This is a genomic window from Pseudomonas sp. MDT1-85 (assembly GCF_054898065.1).
In genome coordinates this window covers 32,879-59,275 of sequence record NZ_CM142715.1, presented here as the reverse complement: position 1 = coordinate 59,275, position 26,397 = coordinate 32,879, and the positions used below count along the sequence as shown (strand labels likewise).

At 58.8% G+C, this 26,397-nt stretch carries 27 protein-coding genes and 1 pseudogene; 9 read left to right on the top strand and 19 right to left on the bottom strand.

Annotated features, from left to right (window positions below; all coding sequences use genetic code 11):
- Window positions 1-24: 24 nt before the first annotated feature.
- The 4 genes from spoT to ACYZT2_RS00285 all read right to left on the bottom strand — a co-directional run bounded on the left by spoT (window position 25) and on the right by ACYZT2_RS00285 (window position 4,115).
- Window positions 25-2,130: a bifunctional GTP diphosphokinase/guanosine-3',5'-bis pyrophosphate 3'-pyrophosphohydrolase gene (spoT, locus tag ACYZT2_RS00300; protein ID WP_007934594.1), complete on the bottom strand. Its 2,106-nt coding sequence runs from the start codon at window positions 2,128-2,130 to the stop codon at window positions 25-27.
- A gap of 57 nt (window positions 2,131-2,187) precedes the next feature.
- Complete coding sequence (gene rpoZ / locus ACYZT2_RS00295; RefSeq protein ID WP_007894670.1) at window positions 2,188-2,451, bottom strand: DNA-directed RNA polymerase subunit omega; 264 nt, start codon at window positions 2,449-2,451, stop codon at window positions 2,188-2,190.
- Window positions 2,452-2,618: 167 nt separating this feature from the next.
- Window positions 2,619-3,239, bottom strand: a complete 621-nt coding sequence (gene gmk / locus ACYZT2_RS00290; RefSeq protein WP_461969152.1) for a guanylate kinase — start codon at window positions 3,237-3,239, stop codon at window positions 2,619-2,621.
- 12 nt (window positions 3,240-3,251) lie between these two features.
- Window positions 3,252-4,115 (bottom strand): YicC/YloC family endoribonuclease, encoded by an 864-nt coding sequence (locus ACYZT2_RS00285; RefSeq protein WP_461969150.1) that lies wholly within the window; start codon window positions 4,113-4,115, stop codon window positions 3,252-3,254.
- Between the two features lie 269 nt (window positions 4,116-4,384).
- On the opposite strand from ACYZT2_RS00285, the gene rph reads away from it, so the two are divergent.
- Together rph and ACYZT2_RS00275 are read left to right on the top strand one after the other, a co-directional pair.
- A complete protein-coding gene (gene rph / locus ACYZT2_RS00280) occupies window positions 4,385-5,107 on the top strand; it encodes a ribonuclease PH (protein ID WP_461969148.1) in 723 nt (240 codons plus the stop codon).
- Window positions 5,108-5,136: 29 nt separating this feature from the next.
- Window positions 5,137-5,505, top strand: a complete 369-nt coding sequence (locus ACYZT2_RS00275) for a DUF4870 domain-containing protein (RefSeq protein ID WP_217856866.1) — start codon at window positions 5,137-5,139, stop codon at window positions 5,503-5,505.
- Between the two features lie 169 nt (window positions 5,506-5,674).
- On the opposite strand, the gene ACYZT2_RS00270 is transcribed toward ACYZT2_RS00275, so the two are convergent.
- Window positions 5,675-6,454, bottom strand: a complete 780-nt coding sequence (locus tag ACYZT2_RS00270) for an exodeoxyribonuclease III (RefSeq protein ID WP_007934608.1) — start codon at window positions 6,452-6,454, stop codon at window positions 5,675-5,677.
- 82 nt (window positions 6,455-6,536) lie between these two features.
- On the opposite strand from ACYZT2_RS00270, the gene pyrE reads away from it, so the two are divergent.
- Complete coding sequence (gene pyrE / locus ACYZT2_RS00265) at window positions 6,537-7,181, top strand: orotate phosphoribosyltransferase (protein WP_007894680.1); 645 nt, start codon at window positions 6,537-6,539, stop codon at window positions 7,179-7,181.
- A 50-nt stretch (window positions 7,182-7,231) separates the two neighbouring features.
- On the opposite strand, the gene ACYZT2_RS00260 is transcribed toward pyrE, so the two are convergent.
- The 9 genes and pseudogenes from ACYZT2_RS00260 to coaBC form a co-directional block, all read right to left on the bottom strand.
- Entirely contained in the window at window positions 7,232-8,101 is an 870-nt protein-coding gene (locus ACYZT2_RS00260; protein WP_461969146.1) for a hypothetical protein, read from the bottom strand.
- Window positions 8,089-9,147, bottom strand: a complete 1,059-nt coding sequence (locus ACYZT2_RS00255) for a type IV toxin-antitoxin system AbiEi family antitoxin (RefSeq protein ID WP_461969144.1) — start codon at window positions 9,145-9,147, stop codon at window positions 8,089-8,091. Before ACYZT2_RS00255 ends, ACYZT2_RS00260 begins: the two co-directional genes overlap by 13 nt.
- 343 nt (window positions 9,148-9,490) lie before the next feature.
- A complete protein-coding gene (locus tag ACYZT2_RS00250) occupies window positions 9,491-9,622 on the bottom strand; it encodes a hypothetical protein (protein WP_461969142.1) in 132 nt (43 codons plus the stop codon).
- A 61-nt stretch (window positions 9,623-9,683) separates the two neighbouring features.
- The gene (locus ACYZT2_RS00245; RefSeq protein WP_461969140.1) at window positions 9,684-9,944 is read right to left on the bottom strand and encodes a hypothetical protein; all 261 of its coding nucleotides are present in this window, start codon (window positions 9,942-9,944) and stop codon (window positions 9,684-9,686) included.
- Window positions 9,945-10,145: 201 nt separating this feature from the next.
- Window positions 10,146-11,051 (bottom strand): acetylglutamate kinase, encoded by a 906-nt coding sequence (gene argB / locus ACYZT2_RS00240; protein ID WP_008007602.1) that lies wholly within the window; start codon window positions 11,049-11,051, stop codon window positions 10,146-10,148.
- A 25-nt stretch (window positions 11,052-11,076) separates the two neighbouring features.
- Window positions 11,077-12,480: pseudogene (locus tag ACYZT2_RS00235) on the bottom strand (phosphomannomutase/phosphoglucomutase); the annotation flags it as partial.
- A complete protein-coding gene (locus tag ACYZT2_RS00230) occupies window positions 12,471-12,671 on the bottom strand; it encodes a hypothetical protein (RefSeq protein WP_461969138.1) in 201 nt (66 codons plus the stop codon). The pseudogene ACYZT2_RS00235 and the gene ACYZT2_RS00230, both read right to left, overlap by 10 nt.
- Before the next feature lie 113 nt (window positions 12,672-12,784).
- Window positions 12,785-13,240 carry a dUTP diphosphatase gene (dut, locus tag ACYZT2_RS00225; protein WP_007894692.1) on the bottom strand — a complete coding sequence of 152 codons (456 nt, stop codon included), beginning with the start codon at window positions 13,238-13,240 and terminating at the stop codon, window positions 12,785-12,787.
- 5 nt (window positions 13,241-13,245) lie between these two features.
- Window positions 13,246-14,454: a bifunctional phosphopantothenoylcysteine decarboxylase/phosphopantothenate--cysteine ligase CoaBC gene (gene coaBC, locus ACYZT2_RS00220; RefSeq protein ID WP_461973292.1), complete on the bottom strand. Its 1,209-nt coding sequence runs from the start codon at window positions 14,452-14,454 to the stop codon at window positions 13,246-13,248.
- A gap of 135 nt (window positions 14,455-14,589) precedes the next feature.
- Between coaBC and radC the strand changes: the two genes are divergently transcribed.
- Window positions 14,590-15,264, top strand: coding sequence for a RadC family protein (gene radC / locus ACYZT2_RS00215; RefSeq protein WP_347802599.1), 675 nt, complete (start codon window positions 14,590-14,592; stop codon window positions 15,262-15,264).
- A 138-nt stretch (window positions 15,265-15,402) separates the two neighbouring features.
- On the opposite strand, the gene ACYZT2_RS00210 is transcribed toward radC, so the two are convergent.
- The gene (locus ACYZT2_RS00210) at window positions 15,403-16,989 is read right to left on the bottom strand and encodes an ABC transporter substrate-binding protein (protein WP_461969135.1); all 1,587 of its coding nucleotides are present in this window, start codon (window positions 16,987-16,989) and stop codon (window positions 15,403-15,405) included.
- Window positions 16,990-17,434: 445 nt separating this feature from the next.
- Between ACYZT2_RS00210 and rpmB the strand changes: the two genes are divergently transcribed.
- Window positions 17,435-17,668, top strand: a complete 234-nt coding sequence (rpmB, locus tag ACYZT2_RS00205; protein WP_007894701.1) for a 50S ribosomal protein L28 — start codon at window positions 17,435-17,437, stop codon at window positions 17,666-17,668.
- A gap of 11 nt (window positions 17,669-17,679) precedes the next feature.
- Complete coding sequence (gene rpmG, locus ACYZT2_RS00200; RefSeq protein ID WP_007894709.1) at window positions 17,680-17,835, top strand: 50S ribosomal protein L33; 156 nt, start codon at window positions 17,680-17,682, stop codon at window positions 17,833-17,835.
- Between the two features lie 123 nt (window positions 17,836-17,958).
- Here the strand turns inward: rpmG and ACYZT2_RS00195 are convergent, their stop codons facing one another.
- A complete protein-coding gene (locus tag ACYZT2_RS00195; RefSeq protein ID WP_461969133.1) occupies window positions 17,959-18,321 on the bottom strand; it encodes a cupin domain-containing protein in 363 nt (120 codons plus the stop codon).
- A 227-nt stretch (window positions 18,322-18,548) separates the two neighbouring features.
- Here ACYZT2_RS00195 and ACYZT2_RS00190 point away from each other — a divergent pair, with 227 nt between their 5' ends.
- Together ACYZT2_RS00190 and ACYZT2_RS00185 are read left to right on the top strand one after the other, a co-directional pair.
- A complete protein-coding gene (locus ACYZT2_RS00190; protein ID WP_461969131.1) occupies window positions 18,549-20,042 on the top strand; it encodes an aldehyde dehydrogenase in 1,494 nt (497 codons plus the stop codon).
- Between the two features lie 188 nt (window positions 20,043-20,230).
- Window positions 20,231-21,373 carry an MFS transporter gene (locus tag ACYZT2_RS00185; protein ID WP_461969129.1) on the top strand — a complete coding sequence of 381 codons (1,143 nt, stop codon included), beginning with the start codon at window positions 20,231-20,233 and terminating at the stop codon, window positions 21,371-21,373.
- Window positions 21,374-21,453: 80 nt separating this feature from the next.
- On the opposite strand, the gene ACYZT2_RS00180 is transcribed toward ACYZT2_RS00185, so the two are convergent.
- Both ACYZT2_RS00180 and ACYZT2_RS00175 read right to left on the bottom strand, forming a co-directional pair.
- A complete protein-coding gene (locus ACYZT2_RS00180) occupies window positions 21,454-23,019 on the bottom strand; it encodes a phospholipase D family protein (protein WP_461969127.1) in 1,566 nt (521 codons plus the stop codon).
- A 56-nt stretch (window positions 23,020-23,075) separates the two neighbouring features.
- Window positions 23,076-24,497 carry an aminotransferase-like domain-containing protein gene (locus ACYZT2_RS00175; protein WP_461969125.1) on the bottom strand — a complete coding sequence of 474 codons (1,422 nt, stop codon included), beginning with the start codon at window positions 24,495-24,497 and terminating at the stop codon, window positions 23,076-23,078.
- Between the two features lie 179 nt (window positions 24,498-24,676).
- Here ACYZT2_RS00175 and ACYZT2_RS00170 point away from each other — a divergent pair, with 179 nt between their 5' ends.
- Window positions 24,677-24,922 carry a DUF1127 domain-containing protein gene (locus ACYZT2_RS00170; RefSeq protein ID WP_461969123.1) on the top strand — a complete coding sequence of 82 codons (246 nt, stop codon included), beginning with the start codon at window positions 24,677-24,679 and terminating at the stop codon, window positions 24,920-24,922.
- A gap of 116 nt (window positions 24,923-25,038) precedes the next feature.
- Here ACYZT2_RS00170 and ACYZT2_RS00165 read toward each other — a convergent pair whose 3' ends face one another.
- Window positions 25,039-26,352, bottom strand: coding sequence for an NAD(P)/FAD-dependent oxidoreductase (locus ACYZT2_RS00165; protein WP_461969121.1), 1,314 nt, complete (start codon window positions 26,350-26,352; stop codon window positions 25,039-25,041).
- Between the last annotated feature and the right edge of the window lie 45 nt (window positions 26,353-26,397).

The window sequence follows — 26,397 nt, the reverse complement described above, 5'->3', positions numbered from 1 at the left end:
GTATGACTCCTTGTGAAGGGTGGGCTACGCGCGCATGCGGGTGATGCGAATCACCCCGGTCAAGGCGCGCAGTTTCTTGATCACGCGGGCCAGGTGCACGCGGTCGTGCACGCTGACCACCAGTTGGACCACGCTGATACGACCGTCGCGTTCGTCCATGCTGATTTTTTCGATATTGCCGTCGGCCGCGTTGACGCTGCTGGCCAGCAGGGCAATCAGGCCGCGCTGGTGTTCCAGTTCGACGCGCAGCTCGACATTGAATTCGCCGGTGACATCCTTGGCCCACGAGAGCTGGATGCATTTTTCCGGGTTGTGGCGGATTTCGCTGATGTTGCGGCAGTTGTCCAGGTGCACCACCATGCCTTTGCCCGCGGACAGATGGCCGACAATCGGGTCTCCCGGGATCGGCGTGCAGCACTTGGCGTAACTGAGCACCAGGCCTTCGGTGCCACGAATCGCCAGCGGACCTTCCGGGCTCGGCAGCTGTTCGCCTTCGCCGAGCAGGCGACGGGCGACCACGTAAGCCATGCGATTGCCCAAGCCGATGTCTTCGAGCAAGTCTTCGATCAGTTCGAGGCGGTATTCGTGGAGCATCAACTGCACGCGCTCGGCCGGGACTTTTTCCAGGGAACTGTCGAAACCGTTGAGTACCTTGTTCAGCAGGCGTTCGCCGAGGCTGATGGACTCGGAACGGCGTTGCAGTTTCAGCGCGTGGCGGATGTGGGTCCGCGCCTTGCCGGTGACCACGAAATTGAGCCAAGCCGGGTTCGGCCGTGCGCCCGGGGCGCTGACGATTTCGACCGTGGAGCCGCTTTGCAGCGGTTCGGACAGCGGCGCGAGACGACGATTGATCCGACAGGCAATGCAGCTGTTGCCCACGTCAGTGTGCACCGCGTAAGCGAAGTCGACCGCCGTGGAGCCTTTGGGCAGCTCCATGATCCGGCCTTTGGGCGTGAACACGTAGACCTCGTCCGGGAACAGGTCGATCTTCACGCTTTCGATGAACTCCAGCGAGTTGCCGGCTCGCTGCTGCATCTCCAACACGCCTTTGACCCACTGGCGGGCGCGGGCATGGGTGCCTTTGGGCTGCTCGTCGCCGCTGGATTTGTACAGCCAATGGGCGGCGATGCCGTTGTTGGCCATCTCTTCCATTTCACGGGTGCGGATCTGGATCTCGATCGGTACACCGTGCATGCCGAACAGCGTGGTGTGCAGCGACTGGTAGCCGTTGGCCTTGGGGATCGCGATGTAATCCTTGAAGCGACCCGGCAACGGTTTGTACAAATTATGTACAGCGCCCAGCACGCGGTAGCAGGTATCGACCTTGTCGACGATGATCCGGAACGCGTAGACGTCCATGATCTCGTTGAAGGCCCGACGCTTGCCGCGCATTTTCTTGTAGATGCCGTAGAGGTGTTTTTGACGACCGCTGACCTCGCCCTGAATGCCATCGATGGCCAGACAGTGGCTGAGGGACTCTTCGATCTTGTTGACGATTTCCTTGCGGTTGCCCCGGGCGCGTTTGACTGCCTGGTTGATCCGCGCGGAACGCATCGGGTGCATGGCCTTGAAGCCGAGGTCTTCGAATTCTATGCGGATGGCGTGCATGCCCAGCCGGTTGGCGATGGGCGCATAGATTTCCAGGGTTTCCTTGGCGATCCGCCGGCGCTTTTCGCCGGACAGCACTTCCAGGGTACGCATGTTGTGCAGGCGGTCGGCCAGCTTGACCAGGATCACGCGAATGTCGCGTGCCATGGCCATGGCCATTTTCTGGAAGTTTTCGGCCTGGGCTTCGGCTTTGGTCTCGAAGTTCATCTGGGTCAGTTTGCTGACCCCGTCGACCAGTTCGGCCACGGTTTCGCCGAACTGCGCTTGCAGCGCTTCTTTGGCAATACCGGTGTCCTCGATCACGTCATGCAGCATGGCCGCCATCAGGCTCTGATGGTCCATATGCATGTCGGCAAGAATATTCGCAACCGCGAGTGGGTGCGTGACGTACGCCTCACCGCTGCGACGGCGTTGACCATCGTGGGCTTGTTCGGCGTAGAAGTACGCTCGGCGGACCAGGTTGACCTGGTCCTTGCCGAGGTAGGTCGATAAGCGATCGGCGAGGGCGTCTATGCTCGGCATGATAATTCCTGCCGTTCGTTGTGACCCCGCGCCGTGCTACGTCGACCAGGCATAGGCTTATACTGCCTCGTTGGACTCGTCCTCGAACGCTGCGAACAGCGGTTCGTCTTCGACGATTTCTGCGTTGGCGATGAACTCGTAGCTCATCAGGCCTTCCGCGATTTCGCGCAGGGCCACAACGGTAGGCTTGTCGTTTTCCCACTGAACCAGAGGCTCTTTGCCGCCGGTGGCCAGTTGACGGGCACGCTTGGTGGACAGCATGACCAGTTCAAAACGGTTTTCCACGTGGTTCAGGCAGTCTTCAACGGTTACGCGGGCCATGGTATTCCTCGGAGCGAATGCAATATGCGCGCTGCCCGGGTGGGCGAGCGGACTCAACAGTTTAAAAAATCACCAGCGATTAGGGAAGCGCTGATTTTTTGACCAGGCTCTTCGACGCGCTATAAGTGCCAATGTAAAGCCCTTGCAGCGGTTTTGGGAAGCGCTGTTTAGCCGAGCAATTCAGCCAATAATTTACCGTGGCGCTGCTGCTGACGCTTCTGATGCAGCTGATTGGCGCGGAAAATCGCCTGCAAATCACGCAGTGCGTGGGCGAAATCGTCGTTGATGATCAAGTAGTCGTAGTCGACGTAGTGGCTCATCTCGCTGACGGCTTCGCGCATCCGGCCTTCGATGATTTCATCGCTGTCCTGGCCACGATTGGTCAGGCGCTGATGCAAGGCATGCAGGGACGGCGGCAGAATGAAGATCGAACGTGCCTGGGGCATCAACTTGCGCACTTGCTCGGCACCCTGCCAGTCGATTTCCAGAATCAGGTCGTGGCCTTCATCCAGGGTCTGCTGCAGGTGGCTTTGCGAGGTGCCATAGAGATTGCCGAACACTTCGGCGCGCTCGAGGAAATCCCCGTGCTCGATCATCTTGACGAATTCGCTGCGTTCGACGAAGTGATAGTTCACGCCGTTCACTTCACCGGGACGCATGGCGCGGGTGGTGTGGGAGACCGAGACACGGATCTCCTGATCAGCGTCGGTCAGGGCCTTGACCAGGCTGCTCTTGCCCGCGCCCGAAGGGGCGGAAATGATGTACAGGGTGCCAGTGCTGTGGGTCATGTCGGGTTTGCCTTACTCAATATTCTGCACTTGTTCGCGCATCTGCTCGATCAACACTTTGAGGTTGACCGCCGCTGTCGTGCTGCGCGGGTCGAAGGCTTTGGAGCCCAGTGTGTTGGCTTCGCGGTTGAGTTCCTGCATCAGGAAGTCCAGGCGCCGACCGGCAGCGCCGCCGGATTTGAGCACCCGGCGAACTTCGATGATGTGAGTGCTCAGGCGATCCAGTTCTTCGGCAACGTCGCTCTTTTGCGTGAGCATGACCATCTCCTGCTCCAGCCGCTGCGGGTCGAGGTCGGCCTTCATGTCGGTGAAGCGGTCGAGGACTTTCTGGCGTTGGGTGGCGAGCATCTGCGGAACCAGTTCACGCAGGATCACCACATCCCCTTCAATAGAGGTCAGGCGCTCGTTGATCAATCGCGCCAGCTCAGTGCCTTCGCGCTCGCGACCGGCCTTGAGTTCTTTCAGGCCCTGATGGAACAGCGCCAAGGCTTCGGCATTCAGCGCTTGCGGGTCGGCGGCATCGGCCACCAGCACGCCGGGCCAGGCCAGGACTTCCAGCGGGTTCAGTGCGGCCGGGTTCTTGATCAGGCCGGCGACCGTCTCGGCGGCCGCGACCAGTTGCGCGGCGCGCTCGCGGTCCACTTGCAGCGGTTTGCCGGTGCTTTCTTCAGTAAAGCGCAGGGTGCATTCGAGCTTGCCCCGGGACAGTTCCTGGCGCAGGGCTTCGCGGACCGCGCCTTCGAGGTCGCGGAAAGACTCCGGCAAACGCAGGTGGGGTTCCAGGTAGCGGCTGTTGACCGAGCGCAATTCCCAGCTCAGGGTGCCCTGGATGCCGGCTTTTTCGACGCGGGCGAAGGCGGTCATGCTGTGCACCATGGAGGTACCTCGCAATGCAGGTCGGCGCGTAACCCATGGTTTGGCGGACCCGCTATCTGTGAATTAAAGCCGACAGGCAGCAAAGGCGCAGGATTGTAGCGCAGTGGGGCGGATGCGCCCAAACACACGCTGTGACAAAGAGCTGCAGGCCGTCGGCTAAGCTCTATTCAGGGGCTTCAATCGTCGGGCGATTTTTTTAGAAGTGCCCACGGGCGGCCCACGGCTCTATAATGCTCGGCAGTTTTCCGTCCTCCGTACAGGTAATCCCTATGAAACGTCCAAGTGGTCGCGCTGCCGATCAGCTCCGCTCGATCCGCATTACCCGCAACTACACCAAACACGCCGAGGGTTCTGTGCTGGTCGAGTTCGGCGATACCAAAGTCATCTGCACCGTCAGCGTCGAGAACGGCGTGCCGCGTTTCCTCAAAGGTCAGGGCCAGGGCTGGGTGACCGCCGAATACGGCATGCTGCCGCGCGCCACTGGCGAACGTAACCAGCGTGAAGCGAGCCGCGGCAAGCAAGGCGGTCGTACTCTGGAAATCCAGCGTTTGATCGGTCGTTCCCTGCGTGCTGCGCTGGACATGACCAAGCTGGGCGACGTCACCCTGTACGTCGACTGCGACGTGATTCAGGCTGATGGCGGCACCCGCACCGCGTCCATCACAGGTGCGATGGTTGCACTGATCGACGCCTTGAAAGTGATCAAGAAGCGCGGCGGCCTGAAAGGTGGCGACCCGCTCAAGCAAATGATCGCTGCCGTTTCGGTGGGTATGTACCAGGGCGAGCCTGTGCTTGACCTCGACTACCTGGAAGACTCGGCTGCCGAGACTGACCTCAACGTGGTGATGACCAGCACTGGCGGCTTCATCGAAGTTCAGGGCACTGCCGAAGGCGCGCCGTTCCAGCCGGAAGAGCTGAACGCGATGCTGGCACTGGCGAAGAAAGGCATGAACGAGATTTTCGAACTGCAGAAGGCTGCACTGGCCGACTGATCGGACCTGCTCCACGCAAGGAGGACGCCATGAGTGACGAGCAACTGCCGCTACCCACGCCGAGCCGAGAGGTTCGTCAGTGGGCGATGTTTTGTCACCTGTCCGCCTTGCTGGGGATCTGGCTGCCGTTCGGCACGCTGATCGGGCCGCTGATTCTCTGGCAGATGAAGCGCGAGTCAGACCCGTTCATCGATGCGCAAGGCAAGGAGGCGCTGAACTTTCAGATCACCGTCGCCATTGCTTCGGCCATCTGCTTTCTGCTGATGGTGGTGATCATCGGGTTCTTCCTGTTTGGTCTGGTCGCGATCGGTGCGCTGGTGTTGACGATTATTGCGGGCGTGAAGGCTAATGAAGGGTTTCCTTACCGGTATCCGTTCACTTGGCGGCTGGTGAAGTAGCTTCGCCTCTGTTTCCGTAGGAGCGAGGCTTGCCCGCGAAGAACGATAACGCGGTGCAGATGACACACCGCGGCGCACCGTTCGCGGGCAAGCCTCGCTCCTACGGGAATGAGGCGTGCACAAAAAAGCCGACAGTGAAGTCGGCTTTTCTGCATCTGCGAAAAGACGCTTAGATCGTCAGCGTCCAGTCGTAGTCCACGATCAGCGGTGCGTGTTGCGAGAACCGTGGCTGACGTGGCAGGCGTGCGCTGCGTACGAAGCGGCGCAGGCCTGGGGTCAGCAACTGGTAGTCGAAACGCCAGCCCAGGTTGAGCATCTCGGCCTGTTCGTTGTCCGGCCACCAGCTGTACTGGTCGCCTTCACGGCTGACTTCGCGTAGGGCATCGACATAACCCATGTTGCCGACAATCTCGTCCATCCAGGCACGCTCAGGTGCCAGGAAGCCCGGGGATTGCTGGCTGTCGCGCCAGTTCTTGATATCCAGCTTCTGTTGCGCCACGTACAGCGAGCCACAATAAATGTACTCGCGACGTTTGCGTCGCTGTTTATCCAGATAACGGGCGAAGTCGTCCATTAGCTTGAACTTCTGGTTCAAGTCTTCATCGCCGTTCTGCCCCGAAGGGAGCAGCAAGGTCGCGATGCTGACCTTGTCGAAATCGGCTTGCAGGTAACGCCCGTAGCGGTCGGCTGTCTCGAAGCCGAGACCGCTGATGACTGCCTTCGGTTGCAACCGCGAGTACAAAGCCACGCCACCTTGGGCGGGAACTTCGGCTTCGCAGGCATAAAGGAAGTAGCCATCCAGTTGGAAGGCTGGATCGTCCAGTTCAAAGGCGGAGGCGCGGGTGTCCTGCAGGCAGATGACGTCGGCATTCTGTGCTTGCAGCCAACTGAGCAAACCTCGCTCCACTGCAGCCTGAATACCATTGACGTTCACACTGATGATCCGCATAAGTGGCCCCAAAAATCGCGTGCGGGTATGATACACGGCGTCTACCTAATTAGCTAAATCCGTGGTATTTGGGGTTTTTTTCATGCAAGCGTATCAGCGCGACTTCATTCGTTTTGCCATTGATCGTGGCGTTTTGCGCTTCGGTGAGTTCACCCTGAAGTCCGGACGTACCAGTCCTTACTTCTTCAATGCCGGCCTGTTCAACTCCGGTTCTGCCCTGGCACAGCTGGGTCGTTTCTATGCGGCTGCCATCGTCGAGAGCGGTATTTCGTTCGATGTGCTGTTCGGCCCAGCCTATAAAGGCATCCCGTTGGCGGCGACTACCGCCGTGGCGCTGGCCGAACATCATGGCCGTGATCTGCCATGGTGCTTCAACCGCAAGGAAGCCAAGGCCCACGGCGAAGGCGGCAGCCTGGTCGGCGCGCCATTGACCGGCGACGTGCTGATCATCGACGACGTGATTACCGCAGGCACCGCCATCCGTGAAGTGATGCAGATCATCGCCTCCCAGGACGGCGCCAAGGCCGCCGGTGTGCTGATCGCCCTGAACCGTCAGGAGCGTGGCAACGGCGAGTTGTCGGCGATTCAGGAAGTGGAGCGTGACTTCGGCATCCCGGTGATCAGCATTGTTTCGCTGAATCAGGTGCTGGAGTTCCTGGCCGACGATCCGCAGCTCAAGCAGCATTTGCCGGCAGTTGAAGCCTACCGCGCTCAGTTCGGCGTCTAAAGAAAAGGCCCTGTGAGAACAGGGCCTTACTTTGTGTGTCCGGGAAGCTGTTACTCCCGTAGGTGCAAGGCGCGCAACAAGGCATCAATTTGCCCGAAGGCGTCCTGTTGCCACTGATCCGGTGTGCGATCCCCGAGGATTTGGCTGTCTTCTACAAAACGTCTTACTGAGGTCGGGCCGTAGCCCTCGGCGATATCAAACTTTTCGCAGATGAACTGAAAACCCTGTTCGCCACTACCCATTTCAAGTACTGGCCGACACTCATCTGCGAGCGCTTCTATACCTCCGGGATAATTACGAACGCAATAGTAGATGTCGTACGCATCCTTCTGTTTATGTCTTCCGTTCAGGGCGTATCCCTTCATCGCAAGCAGTGCGGGGATCGAGCACACAGCGACCTCGACACGATTAGTGCCGCCCGTAGGCATGGGGCCCTCAATTGCAACCATCTGATAAAAACGCATAGCCAAGTCGGCGCCATCAGCGCGTTGAACTGCAAAGTCATTGAGAATGGGTGGCTTATTTTGGATGATTTCGGCGTCGCGCGGCATTAAGAAGTCCACGATCACATCTATGGCAGCTCCACCATCCTGCACGGGAACCTGGCGAACGAGTTGGAATCGCCGAAGCTCCCCTCTTTGCTCGTACCCATTACCTATCAGTGCTTCGATCAATGTCGCGTACTCACCCTCACCGAGAGCCTCTGCGTCCAGGCTCAAATCGACATCAAGGGTACCAACATGTTGCATATCGTCATTCGCAAGCAGAAGCCACGGCACCGCTCCACCGATCACTGCAAATTTGCCTTTGAAGGAACCAAGAATTTGACCCATTTCGACTAATACTGCCTTCACTGCAATTGTCGTTCTGTCGTCATAATCCGAAGCAGATTGAGGCTCTTGAGGTACTAGCGGGGCCATGTCAATTTTTCCTGTCGTAGATACTCGGCGGCTTCCTTTCCGCGCTCTCCTGCAACCGATAGGTCCAGATAGGTCTGGACTGGACTGGTGCATATGGCGCCCGGAGCGGCTTCAACGGTGTCCAATAGAAGTCCTTCGTCCTTGGGTAAAGTGATCACTACGTTTTCTCCCTTTGATGCGGGAACTAACTGCAATGCTTTGACCAATTTTTCCAGACCTTCAATGTCCGTATAGAAGTAGTTCGTGCTGACCCGAGCATAGGGAGCGAGCCATTGGGCGGCAGAAAATGAGGAAAAAAGCGCGTGTCCGTTGCTCCTTTCGCCGATAGCGTTCCGTGCCGCATTTTCCAATGCGCTGCCATGTAGGGCGGTATAGAACTTTTTACGGTCCCCTGATGGAAGCTCATACGATTCGACCCATGCATCCAAAAGGGATTGAGGGTCGGATAGACATACTCCCTCATTTGTTGCTCGTGCCCATTCTCGATTCAGCAACGCTGTGCGGACATTACTGACTTGACCCAGACTCGCTCCGGCAGCTTCGGAGAGTTCCATCACCCGCCAGGCACGGTCTGGTTCCCGAAGCATCATACGAATGATTTGAGCTGACTTTGGTTTGAAGAGAGACTTCAGTTCCCTGTTCTCCGAGGGCGGCTTGTCAGTAACTTGATGGTCAATGAATACACCATCGAACGAAATCCAGGAATTACCCTCCAGGTCCAGATATCCGACACCTTTTTCCCGACACGCTTGTCTGGCAACGGGCGAAAGATAAGGTGCGACCACGATAGGTGTAACATCTATGCCTCGCTCGTTCACATAGTCGCGAAGCTGAAGTATGGCTGCGTTTATGAATCTGGGCTGGCCACTTGCTTTCACCTCGCAGGCCAGAGAGTGCGATTTCCCTGATGTGTTTATCTCGACAATGAAGTCGGGAGTCCAGGCTTTTGAAAGCGGGGCAGATTTCAGGCTTTTAATCTCGAGGATCGGTACCTTGCTCAGGAGGTTGTGCAGCGCTTCTCTTGAGTGTATTTCGAGCTCTTTCATTGATTTGACCCTTTTCAACGAATGCTGAAAATAGCCATTTTGGTGAAAATTGTCGAGAATTTTCACCCAATACGATGATTTCAACGACTGTTGAAATCGGGCAAATACTGAAATGTGAAAACGGACGTACTGCTAACCCTGCTTCCGCCATTTGTCGATGAGCCGCACAGCGAGCCATCCATTGATCAGCGCAAATAGTACCCAGACGACCATCACGTAAAGGGTGCGATCCACGTCGAAGTACACAGGTCCAACCTGCTGCCACGAATGATGCTAACGGCGGCCGGCAGGTTGACGTAACAAGTGCCATGAAGGCGCTTGTCAGGGGCAGGGCGCAACCGAGTTAAGCATCAAATACCTTTCCTCGGCTGCGTTTTCTAGCCTGCGGGCCTGAGTGTTTTTCATCCATCTTGAACATGAAAGTGGTCAGGGTCCGCAGCAAGCCGCTGACCGCGACGATGTCACTGAACGGCATTCAGACCAAGCGTCCTGGGCGTCGAGCGTGAACGAGATCTGCATGGCTCAGTCCTCCAGGATTATTCTTTGCTGGTGCTGCGCAATGTCTCGGCCTTTTTGATCTCTACGGGTTTATTGCTTTTCTCCGGGTACGGATCAATAGCGGCATCGCCCTGACCGGTAAGAATTTTCCAGCCATGACGGGTGTGTGGGGTTTTCCGGATTTGCGGGCACGGTGGCATCGAGGTCTTGGCTTGATTCGAATATTCATGACCGCAATCGACGCAGGCATAGGTGCCAGGGGAAACATCGCTGCCATAGGGAACGTAATCTTTTTGCATGGAAAATCTCCTGTGAATACAGGGAAGATCCTATGCAGATTGCTTCCTTCGCGATGTCGGACGTTTCGCCCAATCAGGTCAGGCATTTCCTGAGCGCATAAAAAAGATCGCAGACTTCGTCAATTCCTACAGGGTTTTCGTACATCCGAAAATCCGCTGTCGTAGGAGCTGCCGAAGGCTGCGATCTTTTTAAGGTTTGAATCAGTGACGCTTGCGATTGCTGATCAAAGTGCCCACACCGGTGTCGGTGAAGATTTCCAGCAGAATCGCGTTCGGCACCCGACCATCGATGATCAACGAGCTACCCACACCGCCTTGTACCGCTTCCAGCGCGCAACGAATTTTCGGCAGCATGCCGCCGTAGATAGTGCCGTCGGCGATCAGGTCGTCGACCTGTTGAGTCGTCAGGCCGGTCAGAACCGTGCCCGACTTGTCCATCAGGCCGGCGATGTTGGTCAGCAGCATCAGCTTTTCAGCCTTCAGCGCTTCGGCCACTTTACCGGCCACCAGATCGGCGTTGATGTTGTACGACTCGCCGTTGGCGCCGACGCCGATTGGCGCGATTACCGGGATGAAGTCGCCTTTGACCAGCAGATTCAGCAGGTCGGTGTTGATGCCAACCACTTCGCCCACTTGGCCAATATCGATGATTTCCGGCTGAGTCATCTCAGGCGTCTGACGGGTAACAGTGAGCTTTTTCGCGCGAATCAGCTCGGCGTCTTTACCGGTCAGGCCGATGGCGCTGCCGCCGTGACGGTTGATCAGGTTGACGATGTCTTTGTTGACCTGGCCGCCAAGGACCATTTCCACCACGTCCATGGTCTGCGCGTCAGTCACGCGCATACCATCGATGAAGTGGCTCTCGATCGACAGGCGCTTGAGCAGGTCGCCGATTTGCGGGCCACCACCGTGAACCACTACCGGATTGATGCCGACGGCTTTCATCAGCACGATATCGCGGGCGAAGCCGGTTTTCAGCTCCTCGCTTTCCATCGCGTTGCCGCCGTATTTGATCACCAGCGTCTTGCCGACATAGCGGCGAATGTAAGGCAGCGCTTCGGACAGGACCTTGGCGGTGTTGGCGGCGGCTTCGCGTTCGAGGGTCATTCAGGGCTCCGGATGCTTCAGAAGATCAAAACGGTAATTGGAGATCAGGTGCAACGCGTTTCAGCTGGACGTGGAACACATCCTTGATGCGCTGCAATTCAGCCTCGTCATCGGCCTCGAAGCGCAGCACCAGCACCGGTGTGGTGTTGGAGGCGCGAACCAGGCCCCAGCCTTTGGCATAGTCGACTCGCACGCCGTCAATGGTGGTCAGGTCGGCGCCTTCACCCCATTGCGCATCGTGCAGTGCATCAATGATGCTGAATTTGCTCTCTTCGGTCACATGGATATTGATCTCTGGCGTAGAAATATCGTTCGGGAAGGTTGCGAACAGCTCTTCCGCAGTGGATTTTTCCTTGCTGAGGATCTCCAGCAGCCGCGCGGCGCTGTAAATCCCGTCGTCGAAACCGAACCAGCGTTCCTTGAAGAAAATATGCCCACTCATTTCGCCGGCCAACAGGGCGCCGGTTTGTTTCATTTTCTTTTTGATCAACGAGTGACCAGTCTTCCACATTAGCGGGCGACCGCCGTATTCCTTGATCAACGGTGTCAGGCGGCGGGTGCATTTGACGTCGAAGATGATCTGCGCATCCGGATTGCGTGCCACAACGTCGCGGGCGAACAGCATCAGCAGGCGGTCCGGGTAGACGATGCTGCCGGTATTGGTGACGACGCCCACACGGTCACCGTCGCCGTCGAAAGCCAGGCCCAGGTCGGCGTTGGTTTCCTTGACCTTGGCGATCAGGTCCACGAGGTTTTCAGGCTTGCCCGGGTCCGGGTGGTGGTTCGGGAAGTTGCCATCGACTTCGCAGAACAGCGGGATGACTTCGCAGTTCAGCGCTTCGATCAGATGCGGGGCGATCACGCCGGCCGCGCCGTTACCGCAATCGACCACCACTTTCAGGCGGCGGGCGAGTTTGATGTCCTGGACGATTTCGGTGTTGTAGCGATCGAGGATCTCGACCTTGGTGATGCTGCCCTTGCCGCTGCTGAGGTTGTTGGTCTTGAGGCGTTCGTGCAGGGCCTGGATCTGTTCGTTGGCCAACGTGTCGCCGGCAATGACGATCTTGAAGCCGTTGTAATTCGACGGGTTGTGGCTGCCGGTGAGCATCACGCCGGATTTGCCGGCCAGAACGTTTGCGGCGTAGTACAGCGCAGGCGTTGGCACCAGGCCGACGTCGCTGACGTGGCAGCCGCTGTCGGCCAGGCCCTGGATCAGTTGTTCCACCAGTTCCGGGCCGGACAGGCGACCGTCACGGCCGACGGACACATTGGGTTCGTTCTGGGCCAGGCTCTGGGAGCCGATGGCGCGACCAAGCCAATAAGCGGTTTCAGCGTTCAAGAATTCCGGGACGGTGCCGCGAATGTCGTAGGCGCGGAAGATGCTGTCGGGGAACTTGGGTGCGACTTGGGCTGGGGTGCTCATTTCTGGAAATGCTCCATCTCTAAAGTGGCTGGACAAGCCTGCGAAAAACTCGTGGGCTGGCTCAAACTGAAGGGTATGACGGCGTTTTCGGCAGAGAGTTCGTGGTGTGAAAAGGCCATGCCATCAGCATTGGCGAGCAATTGTCCGTTCAATGCCTTGATTTTCAGTGGTAAACCTTCCAGATGACGTCTTTGCAATTCAGTGCAAAACCTGTGGGAGCGAGCCTGCTCGCGATAGCGGACTCACAGGCGACATCTTTGTCGAATGTGCAACCGTCATCGCGAGCAGGCTCGCTCCCACAAGGAAATCATCAGTGGCTGCCGGAATGTCCGAAACCGCCGGTACCACGCTGGGTTTCGACGAACTCTTCGACCATTTCAAAATGCGCTTGAACCACCGGTACCAGCACCAATTGGGCCAGGCGTTCGCCTACCACCATGTTGAAATCGGTCTGGCCACGGTTCCAACACGACACCATCAGCGGGCCCTGGTAATCGGAGTCGATCAAGCCGACCAGATTGCCCAGCACGATGCCGTGCTTATGGCCCAGGCCTGAGCGCGGCAGAATCAGCGCGGCCAAACCTGGATCGCCAATGTAGACAGATAGGCCGGTTGGAATCAGCAGGGTTTCGCCCGGCTTGATGACGGTGTCTTTTTCCAGCATGGCGCGCAGGTCGAGCCCGGCAGAGCCAGGCGTGGCGTACTGTGGCAACGGGAATTCGGTACCGATGCGTGGGTCGAGGATCTTGGCTTGCAAAGCGTGCATGTAAATTAAACCTGGTTCAGACGTTCGGCGATAAAAGTGATCAGCTGGCGAGCGATTTTGCTCTTGCTGGTCTGGGCGAAGAGTGTGGCGTGCAGCTCACGGTCGATCACGCTGCAGGCGTTTTCTTCGCTGTTGAAGCCAATACTAGGGTTCGCGACGTCGTTGGCGACGATCAGATCGAGGTTCTTGTCTTTCAACTTGCGGGCAGCGTAATCGAGCAGGTGTTCAGTTTCGGCAGCGAAGCCGACACTGAACGGACGATCGGGACGGGTGGCGATGGTGGCCAGAATGTCTGGGTTACGCACCATCTGTAGCAACAAGCCGTCGCCGTTCGTAGGGTCTTTCTTGAGTTTCTGTGGGGCGACGACTTCCGGGCGGTAGTCCGCGACCGCAGCAGAGGCGATGAACAGGTCGCAAGGGATCGCCGCTTCGCAGGCGGCGAGCATGTCGCGGGCACTGACCACATCAATGCGCGTGACGCGATCCGGGGTCGGCAGGTGCACGGGGCCTGTGATCAGGGTCACGCGGGCGCCGGCTTCTACCGCGGCTTCGGCCAGGGCAAAGCCCATTTTCCCGGAGCTGTGGTTGGTGATGTAGCGCACCGGGTCGATGTTTTCCTGCGTCGGGCCAGCAGTGATCAGCACGTGTTTGCCGGTCAGCGCCTGACGCTGGAAGCAGTCTGCCGCGCACTGGGCGAGGTCGTTGGCTTCGAGCATGCGGCCCATGCCCACGTCGCCGCAGGCCTGGCTGCCGGAGGCTGGGCCGAAGACCTTGAGGTCACGGCTTTCGAGGGTTTGCAGGTTCGCCTGGGTCGCCGGGTCGCGCCACATGGCCTGGTTCATCGCCGGGGCAACCGCCACCACCGCGTCGGTGGCCAGCACCAGCGTGGTCAGCAGGTCGTCAGCAATGCCTTGGGCCAGGCGGGCGATCAGGTCCGCGGTGGCGGGAGCGATCAGCACCAGGTCGGCCCACTTGGCCAGCTCGATGTGGCCCATCGCGGCTTCGGCCGCCGGGTCCAGCAAGTCGAGATGGACCGGATGCCCGGACAAGGCCTGCATGGTCAGCGGGGTAATGAATTCGCTGCCGCCACGGGTCATGACCACGCGCACTTCGGCGCCCTGGTCGATCAGGCGGCGAACCAGCTCGGCGCTCTTGTAGGCAGCAATGCCGCCGCCGACGCCCAGAACGATGCGTTTCCGATACAGCCGCTGCATAGGTCTGCCTTTCATTTCGTTGATGACTGCTTGGCGATACCCCCTCCCCAGGGATGAATTCGCCAGCAAAAAAGATGGGCTACGATATCACAGCGTCCGCTATGGAACAGCGGCGCCCACAGACATGGAGGTGTTATGAGCATTCGCGATTGGCCGGCGGCGGAGCGGCCGCGGGAGAGGTTACTTGAGTTGGGCTCGGGGAGCCTTTCGGACGCCGAACTGCTGGCGATTTTTTTACGAACCGGCGTGTCGGGTAAAAGCGCGGTAGATCTGGCACGACACCTGTTGAATCAGTTTGGCAGCCTGCGCTCACTGCTCGAGGCCGATCAAGCAGCATTCAGCAGGCAGTTGGGGCTCGGGCCGGCGAAATTCGCTCAGTTGCAAGCGGTCCAGGAAATGAGCCGGCGGCATTTGGCCGAACGTGCGCGCCAAAAATCGGCGCTGGAAAATCCGCAGGCGGTTCGTGATTACCTGAAGTCAATGCTGCGCCATGAGCCTCACGAGGTGTTCGGCTGTCTGTTTTTGGATTCCAGGCATCAAGTACTGACCTTTGAAGTGCTGTTTCGCGGATCCATCGACAGCACCAGTGTTTATCCGAGACAAGTGGTTAAACGCGCATTGGCCCACAACGCCGCAGCGTTGATCCTCTGCCATAACCATCCGTCGGGTAATACCAACCCCAGCCAAGCCGATCGAGTGCTGACCAAGCGCCTGCAAGAGGCGCTGGACCTGATCGATGTGCGGGTACTCGACCATTTCATCATCGGTGACGGCGATCCGCTGTCCATGGCCGAGTACGGATGGATGTGAGCGAGGGATGCGAAGCTAAGTGAGTCCATGTGGGAGCGAGCCTGCTCGCGATGGCGTCCCTTCAGTCACTAAATAGGGTGACTGACACGAGGCCATCGCGAGCAGGCTCGCTCCCACAGGGTTTTGTGGTGAAGCTGATTACTTGAGGTTGACCTTCGAGTAATCCTGGCGGCCGAACGGGCTCACTTGATACCCCTCAACGTCCTTGCGCGTCAGCGCGAAGGCGGTCGGGTGGGCCAGCGGCAGCCACAGCGCCTGCTGCTGGATCTGTGCCTGGGCCTGTTCGTAGAGCTTGGTACGCACACCTTGCTCGCTGGTGGTCTTGCCGGCGCTGATCAGCTTGTCCAGGTCCTGGTTGCAGTAGCGTGCGAAGTTGGTGCCGGATTTGACCGCGGCGCAGGAAAACTGCGGCGTGAGGAAGTTGTCCGGGTCACCGTTGTCGCCGGCCCAGCCCATGAACAAAAGATCGTGTTCACCGGCCTTGGCGCGGCGAATCAGTTCGCCCCATTCGATCACCCGAATCTCAGCCTGGATGCCGATTTCCGCGAGGTCTGATTGCAGCATTTGAGCGCTGAGGCTCGGGTTCGGGTTGAGCAGACTGCCAGAAGGTCGGGTCCAGATGGTTGTCTGGAAACCGTTCTTGAGCCCGGCCTTGGCCATGAGTGCCTTGGCCTTTTCGATGTCATGCGGGTAGCCCGGCAAGCCTTTGGCGTAGCTCCAGGTGTTAGGCGGATACGGGCCGTTGGCGGGCTCGGCGGTGTCTTCGAACACGGCTTTGACGTAGTTGGCCTTGTCGAACGCGAGATTGATCGCCTGGCGTACTTCAGGCTTATCCAGCGGCGGATGTTGGCTGTTGATGCCAACGAATGCGGTCATGAAGGCGTCAGTCTTTTCGACTTTCAGGGTCGGCTCTTTCAGCGCGGCATGTACGTCCAGCGGTTTGGGCGACAGGGCGATCTGGCACTCGTTGCGGCGCAATTTCTGCAAGCGCACGTTGGCGTCCGGAGTGATGGCGAAGATCAGCGGGTCTACCGACGGCTTGCCACGGAAGTAATCCGGGTTGGCCTTGTAGCGAATCGAGGCGTCTTTCTGGAAACGCGTGAAGATGAACGGGCCGCTGCCGATCGGCTGGCTGTTGAGTTTCTCCGGGGTGCCGGCCTTCAGCAGTTTGTCCGCGTATTCGGCCGAATAGATCGAGGCGAAACCCATGCTCAGGGTGGGCAGGAAAGTCGAGTCCGGGTGATCGAGGGTGAAGCGGATGGTAAGCGGGTCCAGTGCGTCGATCTTCTTGATCAGCGCCGGTAACTGCATCGACTGGGCATGCGGGAAGCCGCTCTGGGCGACTTTGTGCCACGGGTTCGCCGGGTCGAGCATGCGGTCGAAGCTGAACTTCACGTCTTCGGCGGTCAGGTCACGCGTTGGGCTGAAGTATTCGGTGCGGTGAAATTTCACCTGCGGGTGCAATTTGAAGACGTAGGTCAGGCCGTCGGGTGTGACTTCCCAGCTGTCCACCAGGCTGGCGACCACTTTGCCGCTGGCCGTGTCGAAGTCCACCAGGCGGTCCATCAGCACGTCGGCCGAGGCGTTGGTGGTGGTCAGCGAGTTGTATTGCACCACATCGAACCCTTCCGGGCTGGCTTCAGTGCAGACGCTCAAGGCGGCAGCATGGGCCAAGGGGCTCAGTAGAAGCGGGGCGAGCAGCAGCGGTAGGGCAGCGAGGCGCATGGTCGGATTCCTTTACAGATCGAAGGCCCATCTGCAAGTGCAGTCTGGAAAAGGCTACCCTAGTGGGCTCTTTTGCAAATGACTATCCCCTTTTTCATTTTAAGGGGACTATAGGCGATTGTTTTCGGTGTGTGCCGGTTGAGCAAAACCCTGGATTGGCGTGTTGGCCGATTCCCTGCGACGAGCGGTCTCTATCGACGACAGCCTTTATCCAAGGCGCCCGGAGCCTGAAAAATGGGGTTTTTATCAACTCTACGCACACTGAATGTTGTTGCTCTCTGGTCTTTCTGGTATAAAGCAGCGCTCTTTTCTAGGGGCCCGGTTCCTTCACTGTAGGTGTAGCCGGTAAGACCTCTAAAGAAACGCGGCGCCTGGCGCCAAATGACTGAGAGATTAAGCGGCCAACCCATGCCGGGTTGGGCATGTGGTTTTAGAGGGCTGAGGCATGTCGAGAGTATGTCAAGTTACCGGTAAGGGTCCGGTGACTGGGAATAACATTTCCCACGCAAACAACAAAACCCGTCGTCGTTTCCTGCCGAACCTGCAGCATCACCGCTTCTGGGTTGAAGAAGAGAAACGTTTCGTGCGTCTGCGCGTATCTGCCAAAGGCATGCGTATCATCGACAAGCGTGGCATCACTGTCGTGCTGGCCGAAATCCGCAAAGCTGGCAAGATCTAAGGGAGCTAATCATGCGTGAATTGATTCGTTTGATTTCGAGCGCCGGTACTGGTCACTTCTACACTACCGACAAGAACAAGCGCACTACGCCGGACAAAATCGAGATCAAGAAATTTGATCCGGTTGTTCGCAAGCACGTGATCTACAAAGAAGGCAAAATCAAGTAATTGATTTTTCCCTCTTACGAAAAAGGCCCGTATCGTGAGATACGGGCCTTTTTTGTTGGCTATGTGTTTGTGTTGTCTGTCAGAGCCTGCTCGCGATGAGGTCGGCGGGGACAACGCAAATCTTCAAGCCTTCTGTTCAAACACCACATAGATTTTGCGGCACCACTCCAGCACTTCCCAGGTGCCTTTGAAACCCGCCGGAATCACGAAGCGATCGCCCACGCGCAGTGTCTTGGCGTTGCCATCGTTGTCACGCAGCACTGAAACCCCCTGAACGATTTCGCAGTATTCGTGCTCGGTGTAGTTCACTAGCCACTGGCCGACTTCGCCTTCCCAGACACCTGCACTCATCTGGCCGCACGGGCTGTTGTAGTGGTTGTACACCGCTTGCTCGGGGTCGCCCTTGAGGACTTTTGCGGGGTCGGGCCGATAACGATCGGGCTGGGTGTTGCCCTGGCTGAAATCGACGATATCCTGAATGCTCATATTCGTATTCCCCCGTGATTGCGCTGGAAAAATGAAAGTCTATGTTTATTAAAATGAACATCGCAAGGCCGTTTGCCAGCCTTGTGTCAAATATATTGAAACTTTACTGGCCGCTGGTTTAGGGTAACGGTTGCCTTCAGCCGAAAAGCAGGCTGGCCGGGCAGAATTCCTGACAGCGCCCGCATAGAACGCGGGGCACTCGTATTCAATAAGAGGAGGACACTCGAATGACCACCCTGACTCGTGCCGACTGGGAACAACGGGCTCGCGATCTGAAGATCGAAGGCCGCGCCTACATCAATGGCGAATACACCGATGCCGTCTCCGGTGAGACCTTCGAGTGCATCAGCCCCGTCGACGGTCGTCTGCTGGGCAAGATTGCCAGCTGTGACGCCGCCGACGCCCAACGTGCCGTGGACAACGCCCGCGCCACTTTCAATTCCGGCGTCTGGTCGCGTCTGGCGCCGGCCAAGCGCAAAGCCACCATGATTCGTTTTGCCGGCCTGTTGAAACAGCACGCCGAAGAGCTGGCCCTGCTCGAAACCCTGGACATGGGCAAGCCGATCCGCGATTCCCTGTACATCGACGTTCCCGGCGCGGCGCAAGCCCTGAGCTGGAGCGGTGAAGCCATCGACAAGATCTACGACGAGGTCGCCGCCACTCCGCATGATCAGCTGGGTCTGGTGACTCGCGAGCCGGTCGGCGTGGTCGGCGCGATCGTGCCGTGGAACTTCCCGTTGATGATGGCCTGCTGGAAACTCGGCCCGGCGCTGTCCACCGGTAACTCGGTGATCCTCAAGCCTTCCGAAAAATCGCCGCTGACTGCCATTCGCATTGCGGCGCTGGCGGTTGAAGCCGGCATCCCGAAAGGTGTTCTGAACGTGCTGCCGGGTTACGGCCACACCGTCGGCAAGGCCTTGGCCCTGCATAACGACGTCGACACCCTGGTGTTCACCGGTTCGACCAAGATCGCCAAGCAACTGCTGATCTACTCCGGCGAATCGAACATGAAGCGCGTCTGGCTGGAAGCTGGCGGCAAGAGCCCGAACATCGTGTTCGCCGATGCGCCGGACCTGCCAGCCGCCGCCGAAGCCGCTGCCGGTGCCATCGCCTTCAACCAGGGCGAAGTCTGCACCGCCGGTTCGCGCCTGCTGGTGGAGCGTTCGATCAAGGACACATTCCTGCCACTGGTGATCGAGGCCCTGAAAACCTGGAAGCCGGGCAACCCGCTGGACCCGGCAACCAATGTCGGCGCGCTGGTGGATACCCAGCAAATGAACACTGTGCTGTCCTACATCGAGTCCGGTCACACCGATGGCGCCAAACTGGTGGCTGGCGGCAAGCGCATTCTTCAGGAAACCGGTGGCACCTACGTCGAGCCGACGATTTTCGATGGCGTGAGCAACGCGATGAAAATTGCTCAGGAAGAAATCTTCGGTCCGGTGTTGTCGGTCATCACCTTCGACAGCGCTGAGGAAGCCATCCAGATCGCCAACGACACGCCTTACGGTTTGGCCGCTGCAGTCTGGACTGCCGACATCTCCAAGGCTCACCTGACCGCCAAGGCTTTGCGCGCCGGTAGCGTGTGGGTCAATCAGTACGACGGCGGCGACATGACCGCGCCGTTCGGTGGCTTCAAACAATCCGGCAACGGTCGCGACAAATCGCTGCACGCGTTCGACAAGTACACCGAGCTGAAGGCGACCTGGATCAAGTTGTAATGTGTAGCGGGCCCCGGTTCATATCGGGGCCCGACGCAACATAGATCCCTTGTGGGAGCGAGCCTGCTCGCGATAGCGGTATGACAGTCGACGTCAATGTTGAATGTTGCTCCGTCATCGCGAGCAGGCTCGCTCCCACATTGTTTTGTGTCGCCTGTAAAAAATAACAATCCACAGGAGCGTGGAACATGCGTTGGGCGACTTATTTCGCCGTTTTGGCATCTGTCTTGAGTGTTGGCCTGGCCTTGGGTGTCAGCATGCCGTTGGTATCGCTGCGTCTGGAAGGCTGGGGTTACGACTCGTTCGCGATCGGCGTGATGGCGGCGATGCCGGCCATTGGCGTACTGCTGGGGGCGAAAATCTCCAGCCATCTCGCGGCCCGTCTGGGCACGGCCAATCTGATGCGCCTGTGCCTGTGGGCCGGGGCGGGATCCATCGGTTTGCTGGCCGTGTGGCCGAGCTATCCGGTTTGGCTGGTGTTGCGGTTGATGATCGGGGTGATTCTGACCCTCGTCTTCATCCTCGGTGAAAGCTGGATCAACCAACTGGTGGTCGAGCAATGGCGCGGTCGATTGGTGGCGCTGTATGGCAGCAGCTATGCGCTGAGTCAGCTGGCCGGGCCATTGTTGCTTGGGTTCCTGGGCGCCGAGCACGATTATGGCTTCTGGGTCGGCGTCGGTTTGCTGATGATGTCACCGCTCCTGCTGTTGGGTCGCAGCGGCGCACCTACCAGCGAAGCCTGCAGCGTAACCCTCGGTGACTTGTTGACCTTCTGCCGCGGCTTGCCGGCAATTGCCTGGGCGGTGTCGCTGTTCGCGGCGTTTGAAGCGATGATCCTGACGTTGCTGCCGGTCTATTGCCTGCGTCAGGGCTTCACCACGGAAATCGCCTTGGCGATGGTCAGCACGGTGGTGGTGGGTGATGCCTTGCTGCAATTGCCGATCGGCGCGCTGGCCGATCGCTTGTCGCGGCGTACGTTATTCACCGGCTGTGCGGTGCTTTTGTTGCTGTCGAGCCTGGCGATTCCGTTGCTGATCGATACATTGCTGATCTGGCCGCTGTGGGTATTGTTTGGTGCCAGTGCCGGCGGTTTGTTCACCTTGTCGCTGATCCTCATTGGCGAGCGTTATCGCGACGATGCCTTGGTGCGCGCCAATGCCCATATCGCACAGCTCTGGGGCATTGGTTGCCTGATCGGGCCCTTGGCGGCCGGTGCCGGGAGCCAGTGGGTCAGCGGGCATGCCTTGCCGTTGCTGATGGCGGCGGGCGCGTTGGGGCTGGTGATTCTGGTGTCGCGGCAAGGGGCGTTTGGTGTGGTGCAGCCGGCATAGATAGATCCAAAGATCGCAGCCTGCGGCAGCTCCTACGCGCCTGTGGGCGCTGCCGAAGGCTGCGATCCTGGCAATTTAAGCTACAACATCTTCTCCAGGCCAACCATGCTGCTGAGCCATGAATTGAAGTGTCGCCACCAACCTCCCGGTTCTTCGGTCAATGTGTGCTGCTTGCCGTCATCTTCGGTGACCCAGACGATCTGACCCTTTTCCAGCCGGGCCTGATAGCTGAGGGCGGGCGCCATGCCCTCCAGTGCCAGTTCGCGTACTCGTCCGGCGAGCTGCGGGTTGTCCACCAGTACCCCGACTTCGGTGTTCCACAGTACCGAGCGCGGGTCGAAATTGAACGAGCCGATGAAGGCTTTCTGTCGGTCGAAAATAATCGCCTTGCTGTGCAGGCTGGAATCGGAACTGCGGTAGGACCCGCTGTGAAACAGGCGTGGTCCGCTGCCGTTGTCGCCGGGCTGACGGCGTAATTCGAACAACTGCACTCCATGCTCCAGCAAGGCTTTGCGATAAGGCGCATAACCGCCGTGCGCCGCCGGTACATCGGTGGCTTCCAGTGAGTTGGTCAGCACACTGATCGATACGTCGGCATCGGCACGACCGGCCAGGTACACCAGTCCCGGTTGGCCGGGTACGAGGTAGGCCGAGACCATGATCAGTTCTTTGCTGACCCCATCGAGTTCAGGTGCCAACTGGGTGGTCAGCAGCAAGTGCGGATCCGGCTCACCCTTGGACAGCACCTTGCTTGGTGCGTCCCACAACGCCTGGTTCCACGCCCAGATCAGTTCCCGACGCCAGACATCCAGGCGCGGGTGAGTGGTGTAGGCCATCAACTGCTGATAGAGCGCCTGATTCTGTTTGCGCGTTTCCTCCAGGGATTCGTCCAGTCGGGTTCGGGTGTTTCTCAAGTCCCTGGCTGTCGGCTTGGTCGAGAGAAACTGCTCGATCGGCTTGCTCAGGGCGCTGTTCCAGTACTGGTCGAAGCTGTGCCCCAACTGCTCTGCAACCGGGCCGACGCTGAGCATGTCGATGTCGGTGAAATTCAGGTTGGGCTCAGCATTGAAATACTCGTCCCCGAGGTTGCGCCCGCCCACGATTGCCGCGCTATTGTCCGCTACCCACAGTTTGTTGTGCATGCGCCGGTGTTGCAGCGACAGGTTGAAGAACCGGCCCATGGTTCGCGTAACGACGGTGCTGCGGCCCAGGTGCAGGGGGTTGAACACGCGGATCTGAATCTTCGGATGTGCGGGGAGGGTCGCGATGATCCGGTCCAGGCCATCGCTGGTGGTGTCGTCGAGCAGAATCCGCACCCGCACGCCGCGGTCGGCGGCATTGAGCAGCTCGCTCACCAGTATTCGTGTGCTGATGCCGTCATGGACGATGTAGTACTGCAGGTCGAGGCTGCTTTGGGCGTTGCGAATCAGCTCGGCGCGGGCGGTGAAGGCCTCGGCGCTATCGGAGAGCAAGCGAAAACCCGATTGGCCCTGATGGGGAGCGGCCTGTGCCTGAATCGAACGGCCGAACGCTGAGCTCGCCGCCGGCAGGGCCTGACTCGGTTCGCGAGGGACATTGAGTGTTGTGCAGCCACCAAGGAGTGAGGCGAGTAACAGAAGAGCAAGCAGGGGCTGTCTGATTCTCACGGAGCGTATTCCGGATGGTGGCGGTTAGCATATGGACGCCGCATCCCGAAGAAAGGTCAGTCGGTTTGCGCCAGCAGTTTGATCGCTGTCGCTCCGACCTTGCGCACGGCTTCTTCGATCTGCGGGGTTGTTTTGGCAGCGTAGTTCATCCGCAGGCAATTGCGGTATTTGCCCGAGGCAGAAAAGATACTGCCGACCGCAATCTGTACGCCTTGATCATGCAGCGCCCGATTGAGTTTCAGGGTGTCGAAGCCCTCCGGCAGTTCGACCCACAGCATGAAACTGCCTTGCGGACGACTGGCCCGAGTGCCAGCGGGGAAATAGCGGGTCACCCAGTCGATCATCGCGTCGCGATTGCGTTGGTATTGCGTGCGCATCCGCCGCAAGTGCGGTTCAAAGTGCCCGGCCTTGAGAAATTCGGCAATCGCAATCTGCGGTTGCGGCGCGGTGGAGCCGGTGCTGATGTACTTCATGTGCAGCACCCGTTCCAGATAACGACCCGGCGCGACCCAACCAATGCGCAGGCCGGGTGCCAAGGTCTTGGAAAAAGAACTGCAGAGCAGGACGCGGCCGTCTTCGTCGAAGGATTTGATCGTGCGCGGGCGCGGGTAGGTGTAGGCCAGTTCGCCATACACATCGTCCTCGATAATCGCCACGTCGAAACGCTGTGCGAGCGTCAACAACGCACGTTTGCGCGCCTCCGGCATGATGTAGCCCAGCGGGTTGTTGCAGTTGGGGGTCAACTGTATGGCTTTGATCGGCCATTGCTCCAACGCCAGCTCCAAAGCATCGAGGCTGATGCCGGTGAGCGGATCGGTGGGGATTTCCAGGGCTTTCATGCCCAGGCCCTTGAGCGTCTGCATGGCGCCGTGAAAGCTCGGTGAATCTACGGCGACGATGTCACCTGGCTCGCAGATGGCGCGGATGCTGGTGGACAGTGCTTCGTGGCAACCGGTAGTGACCACCAGATCGTTAGCGCTCAACTGGCAGCCGGAGTCGAGCATCAGGCGAGCGATCTGTTCGCGCAATTCAAGGGTGCCGTAGATGTTGTCGTAATACAGACCGGGCATGTCCTGCCGACGGCTGATTCGCGCCAGGTTGCGCAGCAGCGGTTTCATGGTCGGCGTGGTGATGTCCGGCATGCCGCGACCCAGTTGCACGACATCCTTGCGCGGTACGGCGCGGATCAGTTCCAGCACTTGATCCCACTGCGAAATATCCACCGGTCGTTGGGCGGGGCGGCCAACCACTGGCAGCTCCGGCAGTTCGCGACTCACCGGTACGAAGTAGCCGGACTTGGGTTTGGGCATCGCCAGGCCAACGTCTTCCAGCACTCGATAGGCCTGCTGCACCGTGCTCAGGCTGACCCCGTGTTCGACACTCAGTGCCCGCACCGAGGGCAGCCGGTCGCCGGGGCGATAGAAGCCCTGTTCGATACGCGTGCCGAGCAACTCGGCGAGATTGACGTAGAGGGTCATGGCGCAGTCTCGGTGTGGGTGATTCGGTTAACCAGTACAGATGGGGCAAAAATATGTGATTCAGAGGCTGAAATGGAAAATCTGTATGGAGTTAATACATCATTGTTGAATCTGTAATGCTTTTCGTCGTCCACGCATCATGAAAGCTCTGGCTACCCAAGTAAACAGGAGCAATGAAAATGAACGGCTTGAGCGATGTGCGGCTGACGTTACACAGTCAGGAACTGGCGGCATGGCAAAAAAACGGCGCACGCGAGGCGGTCATGCGCAACGCACCGTCCGGCCTGAGTCGCTGGGGCCTGTTCTGGCATCGTCTGCACACGCGCAAGGCGTTGCTGACGCTGACGCCGGAGCAGTTGATGGATGTAGGGTTGAGTCGGGAGCAGGCGTTGGAGGAGGGGCTTAAACCGTTCTGGCGGATCTGATATTGCGGCGGTCTATAGATCCATTCGCGGGCAAGCCTCGCTCCTACAAGGTCTACGCATGACCTGTAGGAGCGAGGCTTGCCCGCGAAGGCTTCGACACAGACGCCGAAAATCTTTCAGACCAATTCTTTGAACCGATGCCACAACATCCCCAGCGCCAACAACGGCGAACGCAAATGCTTACCGCCAGGGAACGTGATATGCGGCACCTTGGCAAACAGATCGAACCCTCCACTCTGCTGACCACTGATAGCCTCAGCCAACAACTTCCCCGCCAAGTGCGTGGCATTCAACCCATGACCGGAATACGCCTGGGCGTAATACACATTCGGCTGCTCCTTGAGCCGACCGATCTGTGGCAGGCGATTGGCGCCGATGCCAATCATCCCGCCCCATTGATAGTCGATTTTTACCCCGGCCAATTGCGGGAACACCTGCAGCATCTTCGGCCGCATGTAGGCGGCGATGTCTTTCGGGTCACGTCCTGAATAGTGGCAGGCGCCGCCGAACAGCAAGCGTCGATCCGCCGAGAGTCGGTAATAATCCAGCGCCACCCGTTGATCGCAGACCGCCATGTTTTGCGGTAGCAAGGCGTGAGCCTGTTCTTCACTCAAGGGTTCGGTGGCGATGATGTAACTGCCGGCGGGCAGCACCTTGCCGCCGAGTTGCGGATTGAGATCGTTGAGGTAGGCGTTACAACCCAGCACCAGCGTCTTGGCGCGGACCGAGCCCTGGGCGGTGTGGACTTTGACTTCGGGGCCGTAATCGATGCGGGTCACCGCCGATTGTTCGAACAGCTTCACGCCCAATTGCCGGGCGGCGGCCGCTTCGCCGAGTGCCAGGTTCAAGGGGTGCAGATGCCCGGAGCCCATGTCGATCAAGCCGCCGACATAACGGTTGGAACCCACCACGCTGTGCATTTCGTGGGCTTGCAGCAGGCGGGTTTCGTAACGGTAACCGAGGCTGCGCAGTTCCTCGGCGTCTTCGGCGAAGCCTTCGCGGTCGTGAGCCTTGTTGGCGAGGTCGCAGTAACCCCAGGTCAGGTCGCATGGGATCTGAAAACGCTCGATCCGCTGTCGGACGATTTCCACCGCTTCCAGGCCCATCAGTTTCATCTGACGCACACCGTCGACGCCGATCACATTGGCGAACTGATGGAGGCCATGCCCGACGCCGCGAATCAATTGCCCGCCATTGCGTCCGCTGGCGCCCCAACCGATCTTGTGCGCTTCCAGCACCACAACGCTGAAGCCACGTTCGGCCAGTTCGAGCGCGGTGTTCAGCCCGGAGAACCCGCCGCCCACCACGCACACGTCCGCAACCAGCTCACCTGTGAGCACCGCAAAATCGGGTTGCGGCAGGCTGCTGGCGGCGTAATAAGAGGCGGCGTGTTGATGGCTCGAGGCAGGTTGCTGAACGGGGGCGTTCATATCCGTCATCCTGATGCGTGTGTTTGAAAAAGTTGACGGAGCATA

Bases quoted from the DNA above. Each gene is read 5' to 3' on its own strand.
- dut (WP_007894692.1), bottom strand. From the start codon at position 13,240: ATGCACGCTTTGCAAGCCAAGATCCTCGACCCACGCATCGGTACCGAA.
- ACYZT2_RS00190 (WP_461969131.1), top strand. From the start codon at position 18,549: ATGACCACCCTGACTCGTGCCGACTGGGAACAACGGGCTCGCGATCTG.
- spoT (WP_007934594.1), bottom strand. From the start codon at position 2,130: ATGCCGAGCATAGACGCCCTCGCCGATCGCTTATCGACCTACCTCGGC.
- rpoZ (WP_007894670.1), bottom strand. From the start codon at position 2,451: ATGGCCCGCGTAACCGTTGAAGACTGCCTGAACCACGTGGAAAACCGT.
- ACYZT2_RS00285 (WP_461969150.1), bottom strand. From the start codon at position 4,115: ATGGTGCACAGCATGACCGCCTTCGCCCGCGTCGAAAAAGCCGGCATC.
- ACYZT2_RS00250 (WP_461969142.1), bottom strand. From the start codon at position 9,622: ATGCCGTTCAGTGACATCGTCGCGGTCAGCGGCTTGCTGCGGACCCTG.
- ACYZT2_RS00270 (WP_007934608.1), bottom strand. From the start codon at position 6,454: ATGCGGATCATCAGTGTGAACGTCAATGGTATTCAGGCTGCAGTGGAG.
- ACYZT2_RS00185 (WP_461969129.1), top strand. From the start codon at position 20,231: ATGCGTTGGGCGACTTATTTCGCCGTTTTGGCATCTGTCTTGAGTGTT.
- ACYZT2_RS00195 (WP_461969133.1), bottom strand. From the start codon at position 18,321: ATGAGCATTCAGGATATCGTCGATTTCAGCCAGGGCAACACCCAGCCC.
- pyrE (WP_007894680.1), top strand. From the start codon at position 6,537: ATGCAAGCGTATCAGCGCGACTTCATTCGTTTTGCCATTGATCGTGGC.
- ACYZT2_RS00275 (WP_217856866.1), top strand. From the start codon at position 5,137: ATGAGTGACGAGCAACTGCCGCTACCCACGCCGAGCCGAGAGGTTCGT.
- ACYZT2_RS00170 (WP_461969123.1), top strand. From the start codon at position 24,677: ATGAACGGCTTGAGCGATGTGCGGCTGACGTTACACAGTCAGGAACTG.
- radC (WP_347802599.1), top strand. From the start codon at position 14,590: ATGAGCATTCGCGATTGGCCGGCGGCGGAGCGGCCGCGGGAGAGGTTA.
- ACYZT2_RS00165 (WP_461969121.1), bottom strand. From the start codon at position 26,352: ATGAACGCCCCCGTTCAGCAACCTGCCTCGAGCCATCAACACGCCGCC.
- ACYZT2_RS00255 (WP_461969144.1), bottom strand. From the start codon at position 9,147: ATGAAAGAGCTCGAAATACACTCAAGAGAAGCGCTGCACAACCTCCTG.
- rph (WP_461969148.1), top strand. From the start codon at position 4,385: ATGAAACGTCCAAGTGGTCGCGCTGCCGATCAGCTCCGCTCGATCCGC.
- ACYZT2_RS00260 (WP_461969146.1), bottom strand. From the start codon at position 8,101: ATGGCCCCGCTAGTACCTCAAGAGCCTCAATCTGCTTCGGATTATGAC.
- rpmG (WP_007894709.1), top strand. From the start codon at position 17,680: ATGCGTGAATTGATTCGTTTGATTTCGAGCGCCGGTACTGGTCACTTC.
- gmk (WP_461969152.1), bottom strand. From the start codon at position 3,239: ATGACCCACAGCACTGGCACCCTGTACATCATTTCCGCCCCTTCGGGC.
- ACYZT2_RS00210 (WP_461969135.1), bottom strand. From the start codon at position 16,989: ATGCGCCTCGCTGCCCTACCGCTGCTGCTCGCCCCGCTTCTACTGAGC.
- argB (WP_008007602.1), bottom strand. From the start codon at position 11,051: ATGACCCTCGAACGCGAAGCCGCCGCCAACACCGCCAAGGTCCTGTCC.
- ACYZT2_RS00245 (WP_461969140.1), bottom strand. From the start codon at position 9,944: ATGCAAAAAGATTACGTTCCCTATGGCAGCGATGTTTCCCCTGGCACC.
- coaBC (WP_461973292.1), bottom strand. From the start codon at position 14,454: ATGCAGCGGCTGTATCGGAAACGCATCGTTCTGGGCGTCGGCGGCGGC.
- ACYZT2_RS00175 (WP_461969125.1), bottom strand. From the start codon at position 24,497: ATGACCCTCTACGTCAATCTCGCCGAGTTGCTCGGCACGCGTATCGAA.
- rpmB (WP_007894701.1), top strand. From the start codon at position 17,435: ATGTCGAGAGTATGTCAAGTTACCGGTAAGGGTCCGGTGACTGGGAAT.